The following is a 12,425-nucleotide window of genomic DNA, read 5'->3' on the forward strand; positions in this document are numbered from 1 at the left end:
GGTAATGGGAGTTGGGGAGAGGCAGATGGTCACAACCGAAACCTGCTCGTTTCAGCGTGTCTCGGACCATGGGCGTCGGCTGCACGATTCGATCGCGCGGCCGGAAGCCAACGAGTTCGTCCGCCAGATCCTGTCCTGTACCCAGCGGCGCAGCTGTCGCGACGCCGATTGCTGCGCGATTTTCGGGGCTGGGCTGCTCGCCGATCTCGACCGCCGCGCCCATCCCTGACCCGGTTTCCCCGCGCCGTCCCCCCCCGGCGCAGCCGCCTCGGGCAAAGGCCCGAGCGCCGCGACGCGCGTTGACTTGCCGCGCCTTCGGCCATACCCTCCCCCCGGGAACCCAACCGACAGGGATAGTAGGCGTGGAACAACGGCGAGGCACCGGCCTGTCCCGGACCGAGGAAGCGATACGGCGCCTGGGAGCGGTGGTCGAACGCCTGGAAGCCGCCTCGACCCGCACCGGTGCCGGCGACCTGCTGCTGGCCGGTGAACTGCGTGACGCCCGCGAGGATTGCGAGCGGCTGGAGGAAACCGTCCGCCTGGTCGGCGGCCGGCTCGATCAGGCCATCGACCGCCTGCGTGGCTTGCTGGAGGAATAGAGGCTTGGCCGTCGTCACCGTCACCATCAATGGCCGCCTCTACGACATCGGCTGCGACGATTCCCAGGCCGCCCGGGTCCAGGCCCTCGGCCGCGACATCGACAGCCGGGCCCAGAACCTGCTGACCTCGGTCGGCGTGGTCAGCGATTCGCGGCTGCTGGTGATGCTGTGCCTGATGCTGGCCGACGAACTGGCCGATGCCCGCGAGGGCGCCCCCGCCCCGGCCCGCGTCGCCGCCATCGGTGACGACATCGATGCCCGTCTCGCCTCGGCGATCGAGGCCCTCACCAACCGTCTTACCGCCGTCGCCGACACGCTCGAGCAGGACTGAAGCGGGCGCTCTATCGCTGGCGCGATGGACGTGGGCGCCGCCAACACCCGCCGGGGCCGAAGGCCCCGGACCCCGGGGCTTGCCGCCTCGCGTCCGCCCCTCCTATCCTGGCGACACACTCAATGACGGGGGCGATCTGATCATGCGGGCGATGTGCGACGTGTTCGAAGCGATCGAGACGCGGCGGGCGGTACGGGCGTTTCGGCCCGATCCGGTGCCGCGCGAGACGGTCGAGGCGATCCTCGACCTCGCGGCGCGGGCGCCGTCGGGCTCGAACATCCAGCCGTGGAAGGTGTGGGTGGTCACCGGCGCCGCCAAGGAGCGGCTGTCGCAGCGGATCCTCGCCGCGCACGAGGCCGACGATCCCGAGCAGCAGGAGGAATATCCCTACTACCCCGACCGCTGGGAGGAGCCCTATCTGGCGCGGCGGCGGCAGTTGGGGCTGGCGCTGTACGGGCTGCTGGGAATCGCCAAGGGTGACAACGCGGCGATGAAGCGGCAATTCGGCCGCAACTACAGCTTCTTCGGCGCCCCGGTCGGGCTGATCCTGACCATCGACCGCAGCCTCAATCAGGGCTCGTGGTTCGACCTCGGCACCTTTCTGCAATCGATTCTGCTGGCGGCGCGGGGCTTCGGCCTCGACACCTGCCCGCAACAGGCCTTCGCCAAGTTCAACCGGCTGATCCGGGCCGAACTGGCGATCCCCGAATCCCAGGTGGTCGCCTGCGGCATCGCCCTCGGCCATGCCGACCCGCAGGCGCCGGAAAACCAACTGCACACCCCGCGCGAGCCGCGCGCCGCCTTCGCCACCTTCGTCGAAAGCTGAACGCCGGTCACGCCCGCCCGGGACAGGTCTCGCGGTAGAGGGCGAGCAGTTCGGCGAATTCCTCGGCGGGGGTGCGGACCCGGGTGGCGCGGGCCCCGGCGCGGAGCCGCTCCAGCAGGTCGGGCTGCTCCAGCACCCGACCGACGGCAGCGACCAGCCCCTCGACGGTGGGTTCGCCGATCAGCAGGCCGTTGTCGCCATCGCGGACGATGTCGGGAATGCCGAAGGCGTCCGAGCCGACCACCGGGACGCCCCGGGCCAGCATTTCGCGACAGGCGCGGCTGAAGGTTTCGAACGGCGACGGCACCAGCCCGAGATCGGCCTCGGCCAGCACCGCGTCGAGCCGGTCGGGCGCAAAGGCCGGGCGCAGGGTCAGGCCAGGGGGCAACGGCCCGGCCGGCTCCGGCGCGCCGTAGGCGGTCAGGCTGAACCGCCCCGGATAAAGTTCGGCGAGCCGGGCGAAGGCCTGCTCGACCACGCCCCAGCCTTTGCGGGTGGTGCAGGGCCCAAGAAACAGGCCGCGCAGCGGCCCCTGGCGCGGCGATGCCACGGCGGGCGCGACGGGCACGTCAATGCCGTGTTCGATCACCCGTCGGGGCAGGACCGGATCGAGCAGCGGGGCGAGACTGCGCTCGAACGAGGCGCAGGGAAAGAGCAGCCGGCGATAGATCCGGCAATGCTCGGCGAAGGCGGGGGCGCGGGCGGCGATGGCGCGGGCGAAGTCGGCGCGGATCTGGCCGCGCATCGCCTGGAGACGCTCGATCAACTGGTCGATCGGCCCATCGAGGGTCAGTTGCACCCGTCCATAGCGGCGGGCGAGACATTCGCCGCATTGTTCGGCGGCAACCGGCAGGCGGCAGGGCCGGCCGGCGGGATCGAACAGCAGCGGCTCGTTGAAGGGACAGAAATCCTCAAGGTTCCAGACGTGACGCAGCACCGGCACGCCAAGATCGCGGGCGGTGGCGAGCAGCCCGGCCGGCAGATTGACCCAATCGAGAATGTGGATCAGGTCGGGACGAAAGGCGCGCAGCGCCTCCAGCCGGGGCGCGGCATCGAGCGAGGCGGTATAGGCCGCGACCGGCCAGTTGGCGGCGAGCGGAAGCGGAATCAACTTGATCCCGTCGTCCTGTGCCGCCAGAGGCCGCCCCGGATCGCCGAAGGCGACGGCGACGCTCAACCCAGCCTCCCGCGCCTGCCGAGCATACTGACGGGCGATCAGGGGGGTGCCACTGACTTCGAACGGCGGATAGGAATGAACGACGTAAAGGATGCGCATGTGGTCTGCCCCGGAAGAACGGCCTGCGCCCAAGCTGAAGGCTGCATGGGCTCCCGACCATTGATGCTGGTCCAGGAGCCGCTGGCTCCTGGCGGGTGCGGGCAGAGCCCGCGTCTCTACTCTTATTCTGCCTCCCCCGTCGCGCGCGGATGGGCGGCACGGTAGATTTCGGCCATCCGCGCCGTCTCGACCGCGGTGTAACGCTGGGTGGTCGAGAGCGAGGCATGCCCGAGCAGTTCCTGAATGGTGCGCAGATCGCCACCATCGGCCAACAGATGGGTGGCGAAGGAATGGCGCAACGCGTGGGGCGTCGCGCTGTCGGGCAGATCGAGCAGCCGGCGCACCGCGCGCATCTGGCGCTGGACCACGCCGGGATTGAGCCGCTTGCCGCGTGCGCCGAGAAACAGCGGCCCGCCCCCGTCCTGGCCGCCGGCCGGCAGCAGCGAGAGATAATGGGCGATCGCCTCGCGCACCACCGGCAGGATCGGCACCATCCGCTGGCGGCCCCCCTTGCCGGTGATCACCATGGTGTCGCCCTTGGGCGCCTCGTAGCGGTTGAGCGCCAGCGCCTCGCCGATACGCAGCCCGGCGCCGTACAGCAGGGTAAACAGGGCGACGTCGCGGGCGGCGATCCAGGGCTGTTCCTGGATGTCGCCGGCCAGGGCCAGGGTGTCGCGCGCCTCGTCCTGGCCGAGCGGACGCGGCAGGGTACGGGGCACGCGAGGCGCCCGCACGGCGGCAATCGCCGGGTTGTGGGCCAGCCCGGCACGGTCGAGGAAACGGAAGAAATTGCGCAGGGTGGACATCACCCGGGCCAGCGAGGACTTGCCGAGCTGGCGGGCACCGCCGCTGCGGCCCTGCTGCTGCTGGGCGCGGCGGGCGAGATAGGCGCGGAACTCGGCCGGGGTCAGCCCGTCGAGCATGGCGAGAGCGGGCAGTTCGCCGCGATAATCGGCGAGGAAGGCCAAAAAGGCCGACAGGTCGCGGCCGTAGGCGTCGAGGGTATGGGCCGAGGCGCGTTTCTCCTCGGCCAGCCAGCGCCGCCACGCCTCGATCGCGGCGGCGAGGTCGGGGGCGGCAAGGTAGGTGATCGGCAGAGCGGACATCGGGAGCAACAGACCGGAAAAAACATGACCAGGGCGCAGTGTAGCGGGCTCCGCCCGCGCCCGCCAAGGGCCGAGGGCCCTTGGAACCCTTTCCTTTTTCCCCGCCAGGGGGGAAGTGACAGCGCGGGCGAAGCGGAGTAAAGACACCGCTGGCTATTTTTCCCTGTTCGAGGTTCGCCGCGATGAAATCCCTGTGGTCCGCCACCGAAGCGCAACGTCTGGCCGCCGAGGGGGACGATCCCCTGCTGGCGCAAACCGCCTATGCCTGCCGGCTGCTGGGGGCCGATCCGGCGCTGGTGCTGCATGGCGGCGGCAACGGCTCGGTCAAGCTGACCGGACGCGACCTGCTGGGCGACGAGGTGGCGCTGCTGCGGGTCAAGGGCTCGGGGCGCGACATGGCGGCGCTGCGGCCCGAGGACCTGACCGCGCTGCGGCTCGATCCGCTGCGGGCGCTGGCCCGGCTCGACACGCTCGACGACGAGGCGATGCTCGACGCGCTCCGGCTCAACCGGCTCAGCACCAAGGCGGCCGATCCGTCGGTCGAGACCCTGATGCACGCCTTCCTGCCGGGACGGGTGGTGCTGCACACCCACGCCACCGCGCTGCTGGCGCTCTGCAACCAGCCCGACCCGACGGCGCTGGTGGCCGAGGCGTTCGGCGACAAGGTCGGCATCGTCCCCTACCGGATGTCGGGGCTGGCGCTGGCCAAGGCGGTGGCCGAGACCTACGAGGCCAATCCGGCGGTCGAGGGGCTGGTGCTGACCCAGCACGGGCTGGTGACCTGGGGCGACGACGCCCACACCGCCTATGAACGGATGATCACCCTGGTGTCGCTGGCGGAACGGCGGCTGGCGCGCGGCCGGCGCCGGGCGGTGCCGGTGGCCGGGCTGGTGGCGCGGCCGGTGGGGGCGGAGCTGCTGCTGCCGCGTCTGCGCGGGCTGCTGGCGCGGCCGCGGGGCGAGGGGCGGTTCGAGCGCTGGCTGCTTGATCTGCGCACGGGCGCCGAGGCCCGCGCCCTGGTCGATGATGCCGGCCTGAGCGAGGCGGTGCGGCGCGGCGTCGCCACCCCCGATCACGTCATCCGCACCAAGGTCTCGCCGCTGGCGCTGCCGCCCGCCCCCGCCGCCGACGGGCTGGAGGCCTGGACCGAGGCGGTCGGGCAGGCGATCGAGGCGTTCGAGGAAGCCTATCACGCCTATTTCGCCTGCCATGACGCCGCGCGCGGCGGCGGGCGGATCGAGCTTGACCCGGTGCCGCGGGTGGCGCTGATCCCCGGGCTGGGACTGGTCGGGATTGGCGCCGATGCCAAGGCGGCGGCGATCGCCGCCGACATGGCGCTGGCCACCGCCGCCTGCGCCGCCGCCGCCGAGAGCGTCGGGATCTATCAGCCGGCCAGCGAGGAGGACCTGTTCGACCTCGAATACTGGTCGCTGGAACAGGCCAAGCTGGGGGCCCGCAAGCACCCGGAAAAGGCGCTGGCGCGGCAGGTGGTGGCGGTGACCGGCGGTGGCTCGGGCATCGGCGCCGCCACCGCGCGGGCCTTCGCCGCCCAGGGGGCCGAGGTGGCGATCCTCGACCTGTCGGCCGAGGCGGCGGCGAAAGCGGCGGCGGAGATCGGGCCGCGCGTGCTCGGGCTCGGCTGCGACGTCACCGACCGCGCCGGGGTCGAGGCCGCGCTGGCGGCGGTGGCCCGCCGCTTCGGCGGGCTCGACGTGGTGGTCAGCAATGCCGGCGCGGCGTGGCAGGGCACCATCGGCACCGTCGATGACGCCACCCTGCGCAAATCGTTCGAGCTGAACTTCTTCGGCCACCAGAACGTCGCCCAGGCGGCGGTGGCGCTGCTGCGGGCCCAGGGCACCGGCGGGGCGCTGCTGTTCAACGCCTCGAAGCAATCGGTCAATCCGGGCAAGAATTTCGGCCCCTACGGCCTGCCCAAGGCGGCGACGCTGTTCCTGATGAAGCAGTACGCCCTCGACCATGGCCGCGAGGGGATCCGCACCGGCGCGGTCAATGCCGACCGGATCCGCACCGGCCTGCTGACCGCCGACATGATCGCCAGCCGCTCGAAGGCGCGCGGCCTGTCGGAGCAGGATTACATGGCCGGCAACCTGCTCGGCCGCGAGGTCACCGCCGAGGACGTCGCCGACGCCTTCGTCTGGCTGGCCCGCTCCAACAAGGTCACCGCCTGCACCGTCACCGTCGATGGCGGCAACATCGAGGCCAGCCTGCGCTGACGCGCGCGGGCTCCCGCCCGCACCCGGCCGGGGCGATGCCCCGGACCCCCTTTATTTTTGAAAATCAAGGGGGTCCAGCGCCTTGCCTCCCGCCGCTCAGAACAGCGACGCGTTGACCAGCCGGTGAACCCCGATGCCGGCGGCAAAGCCGGCGGCAACCGCGCCGGTCCAGCGCAGATGGGCGGAGAAAGTGTAGATCCCCCGCGCCTGCCCCATCAGCGCCACCCCGGCGGCCGAGCCGATCGACAGCAGGCTGCCGCCGATGCCGGTGGTCAGGGTGATCAGCAGCCACTGCCCCTCGCTCATCGCCGGGTTCATCGTCAGCACCGCGAACATCAGCGGGATGTTGTCGAGCACCGCCGACAGCAGGCCGATGGCGATGTTGGCCAGCGTCGCCCCGCCGCCGTCATAGAGCTGGTGCGAGGCCCAGGCGAGTTGCCCGGCCGCCCCCAGCGCGCCGACGCACATCATCACCCCGTAGAAGAACAGCAGGGTGTCCCAATCGAGCCGGCTCAGCCGGGCGAACACATCGAAATCATGCTCGACCCGGCTGGGATCGCGGCGATGGACCCGGCGCAGGCCATAGCCGGCCAGTTGGAGCAGCCCCAGCCCGGTCATCATCCCCAGCACCGCCGGCAGGCCGAGCAGCGAATGCAGCAGCACGGTCAGGGCGATGGTCAGGGCGAACAGGGCGATGAAGCGGCGCGCCCCCGGCTTCAGCCGCACCAGCCCGGCCCCATCGGCGACCGGCTGTCCCGCCGGCAGGGCGAAATGCATCAGCGCCGCCGGCACCAGGAAGGTGGCCAGCGCCGGCAGGAACAGCTTGAAGAAGTCGGCGAAGGGCAGAATCCCCTTCTGCCACACCATCAGGGTGGTGATGTCGCCGAACGGGCTGAAGGCGCCACCGGCATTGGCGGCAACGACGATGTTGACGCAGGCCGGGACGATGAAGCGCGGCTGGCCCTGGCCGACCGCCACCACCACCGCCCCCATCACCAGCGCGGTGGTCATGTTGTCGGCCACCGGCGAGATGACGAAGGCCAGTCCCCCGGTCAGCCAGAACAAGGCGCGGTAGCCGAGCCCGGCATGGACCAGCCGCGAGCGCAGCGCGGCGAACACCCGCCGTTCCTCCAGCGCCTCGACATAGGTCATCGCCACCATCAGGAACAGCAGCAACTCGCCGTAATCGAGCAGGACGTGGCGGACCGACTCTTCCAGTTGGGCGGTGAAGCCCCCCTGGAAGGCGGCGATCCCCAGCAGCGCCCACATCAGGCCGGCCGCCACCACCACCGGCTTCGACTTGCGCAGGTGGGTGCGTTCCTCGACGATCACCAGGATATAGGCGACCACGAACAGGACCAGCCCGGCCCCGCCCACCCAACTCGTACTCAGATCCGGCATTGCGCTCTCCGCTCGGACGAAAAAAAACGCGGGCTCCGCCCGCACCCGCCAAGGGCCGGGGGTCCTTGGATCCCTGCGATCAGGGATGGGTGTGGGCAGAGCCCACCTGTTTGTAGCGGCGCGGCCCGCCCGGATCTATCGGGACAAACCGAGCCCGGCCGGGTCGATCGCCGGACGGCGGCGGCCGATCAGGTCGGCCAGCAGCGCGCCCGAGCCGCAAGCCATGGTCCAGCCCAGGGTGCCATGGCCGGTGTCGAGCCACAGATTGTGGTAGCGGGTGGGGCCGACCAGCGGCACCCCGTCGGGAGTCGCCGGACGCAGCCCGGTCCACGGCTCGGCCCGGTCGTAATCGGCGCCGCCGGGGAACAGGGCGCGGGCATGGCCCAGCACCGCCGCCACCCGGGCCGGGGTCAGGGTCAGATCCTCGCCGGTCATCTCGGCGGTGCCGGCGACCCGCAGCCGCTCGCCCAGGCGGGAAACGACGATCTTGTGCTCGTCGTCGGTGATCGACACCACCGGAGCCCGGGCCGGGTCGGTCACCGGGGCGGTGATCGAATAGCCCTTGGCCGGCACGATCGGCAAATGCAGCCCAAGTGGCCGGGCCAGGGCGCGGCTGGCGGTGGCGGCGGCCAGCACATAGACCTCGGCCTCAAGTTGGCCGGCCTCGGTATCGAGCCCGGCGACGCGCTCGCCCCGGGTCACCAGCCGGCGCACGCCCACCCCGTAGCGGAAGCGCACCCCGCGCCCCTCGGCCAGTCGGGCCAGTTCGCGGGTGAACAGATGGGCGTCGCCGCTTTCGTCGCCGGGGGTGAAGATGCCGCCGGCCAGGGTCGGGGCGACGGCGGCCAACGCCGGCTCGTGTTCAAGGCACTCGGCCACCGTCAGCGCGACGCGATCGAGACCATGACGCCGCATCAGGTCGGCGGCGGCGCAGGCATGGGCGTATTCGGCCGGATCGCGGTAGATATGAAGGATGCCGGCGGTGCGCTGGTCGTAGGCGATGCCGGTCTCGGCCCGCAGCCGGCGCAGGCAGTCGCGGGAATAAAGCGCGAGGCGCAACACCCGCTCGGTGTTGGCCTCGGTGCGCCCCGGCAGGCAATTGACCAGGAACGACGCCCCCCAGGCCCACAGTTCGGGATCCCAGCGCCGCCAGCGCATCAGCAGCGGCGCGTCCTCGCGCCCCAGCCAACGGGCCAGCTTGGGCAGCACGGCGGGATTGGCCCACGGCTCGGCATGGCAGGGCGAGATCTGGCCGCCATTGGCGAAGCTGGTCTCCAGCCCGGCGCCGTCGCGCCGCTCGACCACCTCGACCTCGTGCCCGGCGGCGGCGAGATACCAGGCGGCGGCCGTTCCCACCACCCCCGCGCCGATGACGATGATCTTCACCCTTCCGCTCTCCCGATGTTGCAACGCCGTCAGGCCTTTGCATGTAGTGCGGCGCGCTCGGCTTGGCAAATGCGGCGTGACAACGCCAGCCATGTGGTTTCGGGAGGAGGTGTTGGGCTTTCGCCCAAACCCAACCGGGGCGATGCCCCGGACCCCCGTTTGATTCATCAATGAAAACAAGGGAGGTTTGGAGGCTTGGCCTCCAAGCGGGGTGCGGGGCGGCAGCCCCGCCTTGGCAGCCCACCGCCCCCCGCGCTACCCTGCCCCAATGAGCGACGAGCTTCTGACCGTGGCCGAGATGGCCCGCGCCGACGCCCTGACCATCGCCGCCGGCACCCCCGGGGTCACGCTGATGGAAGCGGCCGGCTGGGCCGTGGCCCGCATCGCCGCCGCCACCCTGCCGCGCGCCCGCGTCGCCGTGCTGTGCGGCCCCGGCAACAATGGTGGTGACGGCTTCGTCGCCGCGCGCCTGCTGGCGCGGCGGGGCTGGCCGGTGCGGGTGGCCCTGCTCGGCGAGCGGGACCGGCTGAAGGGCGATGCCGCGCTGGCGGCGGCACGCTGGACCGGCCCGCTGGTGCCGCTCGCCCCCGAGGCGCTCGACGGATGCGGCGGGGTGATCGATGCCCTGTTCGGCGCCGGCCTGTCGCGCCCGCTCGACGGCGCGGCGGCGGCCACGCTGACCGAGGTCGCCCGGCGCCGCCTGCCGGTGGTGGCGGTCGATGTCCCCTCCGGAGTCGCGGGCGACAGCGGCGCGGTGCTCGGCCCCGCCCCCGATTGCGTCGCCACCGTCACCTTCTTCCGCAAGAAGCCGGGCCATTGCCTGCTGCCCGGCCGAATCAAATGCGGCGCGATCACCGTCGCCGCGATCGGCATTCCCGCCACCGTGCTCGACCAGATCCGCCCCCTTGCCGCCGAGAACCACGCGCCCGCCTTGCCCGCCCCCGCCCTCGACGGCCACAAGTTCCGGCGCGGCCATCTGCTGGTGGTGGGCGGGCCGATGGCCGGGGCCGGGCGCCTCGCCGCGCTGGCCGGACGGCGGATCGGCGCCGGACTGGTCACCCTCGCCGTCCCCGACGACGCCCTGCCCGCTTTGCGTGGCGCCGAGCCCGGCACCATCCTCGCCCGGCGCGATCAACTGGCCGCCCTGCTGGCCGATCCCCGGCGCAACGCGGTGGTGATCGGCCCCGGCGCCGGGAGCGACGCCGCCACCCGAGCCGACCTGCGGACGGTGCTGGCGGCCGGGCGGCCGGCGGTGCTCGACGCCGACGCCCTGACCTGCTGGCGCGACGATCCGGCGGCACTGTTCGCGGCCTTGTCCCCCGCTCAGGTGCTGACGCCGCATGACGGCGAGTTCGCCGCCTTGTTCGGCGCGGTCGCCGGCAGCCGGCTCGACCGCGCCCGCGCCGCCGCCGCCCGTTCGGGCGCGGTGGTGCTGCTGAAAGGCCCCGACACGGTGATCGCCGCCCCCGACGGCCGCGCCCGGATCAATACCGACGCGCCGCCCGACCTCGCCACCGCCGGCTCGGGCGACGTGCTGGCCGGGCTGATCGGCGGGTTGCTGGCCCAGGGATGGGACGCTTTCGCCGCCGCCGCCGCCGGGGCGGCGTTGCATGGCCGGGCCGGACGGATCGCCGGACGCGGACTGATCGCCGAAGATTTGCTCACGGCGATGCAAAAACCGTCATTTTTCGCCTGATGAGCAACGCGGCTCCGCGTATAGTGCGCGCCGTTGCCCAACACCAGGTTCGAGACCATGAGTGACCCCTGCTTGAAACTTGCGTCCGAATTCCCCGTTCCCGATCGCGCGCAATGGCTGGCGCTGGTCGATAAGGCCCTGAAGGGCGCCCCGTTCGACAAGAAACTGCTGACCCGGCTCTATGAGGGGATCGTGGTCCAGCCGCTCTACACCCGGGACGATTTCGCCGCCGCCGGCGACCCGACCGGCTTCCCCGGCGCGGCGCCGTTCCTGCGCGGTGGCCAGGCCAGCGGTGCCGGCGCCCAGGGCTGGGCGATCCGCGCCGACCATGCCGCCGCCGAGCCGGCCGACGCCAATGCCGCGATCCTCGACGATCTGCTGCGCGGCGCCACCGCGGTCCAGCTCCGCTTCGACCGCGCCACCCGCCAGGGCTGCCCGAACGAGGCGGCGGCGTGGGGCGATGACGGCATCGCCGTCCAGGACGAGGCCGACCTCGACCGGGTGCTGAAGGACGTGCTGCTCGATCTGGTGCCGGTCAGCCTCGATGCCGGCGTCGGCGCGATCGACGCCGCCGCCGCCCTGGTCGGGCTGTGGCGCGAGCGCGGCATCGGCCCGGATCAGGCCCGGGGCGGGTTCGGCATCGATCCGCTCGGCACCCTGGCCGCCGAGGGCGTCGCCTTCGCCCCGCTGCCGGCCTGTCTCGAACGGATGGCCGAGGTGGCCGATGCCACCCGCCGCGACTGGCCGCTGGTCCGCGCCGTCACCGTCGACACCACCGCCTGGCACGAGGCCGGCGCCACCGCCGCCCAGGACCTCGCCGTGGCGCTGGCGACCGGCACCCAATATCTCAAGGCAATGGTCGCCGCCGGGATGGACATCGCCGACGCGCTGGCCCAGATCGCCTTCACCCTGCCGGTCGATTGCGACCAGTTCCTGTCGATCGCCAAGCTGCGCGCCGCCCGCCTGACCTGGGCCCGCGTCGCCGAGGCCTGTGGCGCGCCCGAGCCGGCGCGGCGGATGGAGCTGACCGCCCGCACCAGCCGGCGGATGATGTCGCGCCGCGATCCGTGGGTGAACCTGCTGCGCACCACCGTCGCCGGTTTTGCCGGCGGAGTCGGCGGCGCCGACGCGGTGGTGGTGGTGCCGTTCGACGCCGAACTCGGCCCGTCCGATGCCTTCGCCCGCCGCCTCGCCCGCAACATCCAGATCCTGCTGAAGGAGGAATCCTCGCTCGACCGGGTGATCGATCCGGCCGGCGGCTCGTGGTACGTCGAGACCCTGACCCGCCAGTTGGCCGAGGCCGCCTGGGCCGAGTTCCAGGCGATCGAGGCCGCCGGCGGCATGCTGGCGGTGATCGAGGACGGCAGCCTCGCCGCCCGCGTCGCCGCCGCCTGGGCCGAGCGCGAGCAGGCGATCGCCAAGCGCAAGGCGCCGCTGACCGGGGTCAGCGAGTTCCCCAACCTGCACGAGGCCCCGGTCGAGCGCCCGGCCCCCGACCTGCGCCGGCTGCGCGCCGCCGCCGCCGCCCGCGCCGCCGCCCATCCGGCGCCGCGCCCGGCGGTGACCCGCG

11 protein-coding genes are annotated in these 12,425 nt (G+C 72.3%); 7 read left to right on the plus strand and 4 right to left on the minus strand.

The window, feature by feature from the left end; genetic code table 11:
• Positions 1-25: 25 nt before the first annotated feature.
• The 4 genes from ACFSNB_RS06650 to ACFSNB_RS06665 all read left to right on the plus strand — a co-directional run bounded on the left by ACFSNB_RS06650 (position 26) and on the right by ACFSNB_RS06665 (position 1,756).
• Entirely contained in the window at positions 26-229 is a 204-nt protein-coding gene (locus tag ACFSNB_RS06650; RefSeq protein ID WP_377315252.1) for a hypothetical protein, read from the plus strand.
• 133 nt (positions 230-362) lie between these two features.
• Entirely contained in the window at positions 363-599 is a 237-nt protein-coding gene (locus ACFSNB_RS06655; protein WP_377315253.1) for a hypothetical protein, read from the plus strand.
• A gap of 4 nt (positions 600-603) precedes the next feature.
• Positions 604-930 (plus strand): cell division protein ZapA, encoded by a 327-nt coding sequence (locus tag ACFSNB_RS06660; RefSeq protein ID WP_377315254.1) that lies wholly within the window; start codon positions 604-606, stop codon positions 928-930.
• Between the two features lie 79 nt (positions 931-1,009).
• Positions 1,010-1,756, plus strand: a complete 747-nt coding sequence (locus ACFSNB_RS06665) for a nitroreductase (RefSeq protein ID WP_377315255.1) — start codon at positions 1,010-1,012, stop codon at positions 1,754-1,756.
• Positions 1,757-1,763: 7 nt separating this feature from the next.
• On the opposite strand, the gene ACFSNB_RS06670 is transcribed toward ACFSNB_RS06665, so the two are convergent.
• Both ACFSNB_RS06670 and ACFSNB_RS06675 read right to left on the minus strand, forming a co-directional pair.
• On the minus strand, positions 1,764-3,032 hold the full coding sequence (locus ACFSNB_RS06670; RefSeq protein WP_377315256.1) for a glycosyltransferase: 1,269 nt from the start codon (positions 3,030-3,032) through the stop codon (positions 1,764-1,766).
• A gap of 122 nt (positions 3,033-3,154) precedes the next feature.
• Positions 3,155-4,138: a tyrosine recombinase XerC gene (locus tag ACFSNB_RS06675; protein ID WP_377315257.1), complete on the minus strand. Its 984-nt coding sequence runs from the start codon at positions 4,136-4,138 to the stop codon at positions 3,155-3,157.
• 182 nt (positions 4,139-4,320) lie between these two features.
• On the opposite strand from ACFSNB_RS06675, the gene ACFSNB_RS06680 reads away from it, so the two are divergent.
• On the plus strand, positions 4,321-6,372 hold the full coding sequence (locus ACFSNB_RS06680) for a bifunctional aldolase/short-chain dehydrogenase (protein ID WP_377315258.1): 2,052 nt from the start codon (positions 4,321-4,323) through the stop codon (positions 6,370-6,372).
• A 96-nt stretch (positions 6,373-6,468) separates the two neighbouring features.
• Here ACFSNB_RS06680 and nhaD read toward each other — a convergent pair whose 3' ends face one another.
• On the minus strand, positions 6,469-7,773 hold the full coding sequence (gene nhaD / locus ACFSNB_RS06685; protein WP_377315259.1) for a sodium:proton antiporter NhaD: 1,305 nt from the start codon (positions 7,771-7,773) through the stop codon (positions 6,469-6,471).
• Between the two features lie 135 nt (positions 7,774-7,908).
• A complete protein-coding gene (locus ACFSNB_RS06690; protein ID WP_377315260.1) occupies positions 7,909-9,252 on the minus strand; it encodes a D-amino acid dehydrogenase in 1,344 nt (447 codons plus the stop codon).
• Between the two features lie 175 nt (positions 9,253-9,427).
• Between ACFSNB_RS06690 and ACFSNB_RS06695 the strand changes: the two genes are divergently transcribed.
• A complete protein-coding gene (locus ACFSNB_RS06695) occupies positions 9,428-10,855 on the plus strand; it encodes an NAD(P)H-hydrate dehydratase (protein WP_377315261.1) in 1,428 nt (475 codons plus the stop codon).
• A gap of 57 nt (positions 10,856-10,912) precedes the next feature.
• A partial coding sequence (locus ACFSNB_RS06700) for a methylmalonyl-CoA mutase subunit beta (RefSeq protein WP_377315262.1) occupies positions 10,913-12,425 on the plus strand: 1,513 nt, incomplete at its 3' end.

It is taken from the genome of Phaeospirillum tilakii, from assembly GCF_042683125.1.
GTDB classification, from domain to species: domain Bacteria; phylum Pseudomonadota; class Alphaproteobacteria; order Rhodospirillales; family Magnetospirillaceae; genus Phaeospirillum; species Phaeospirillum tilakii.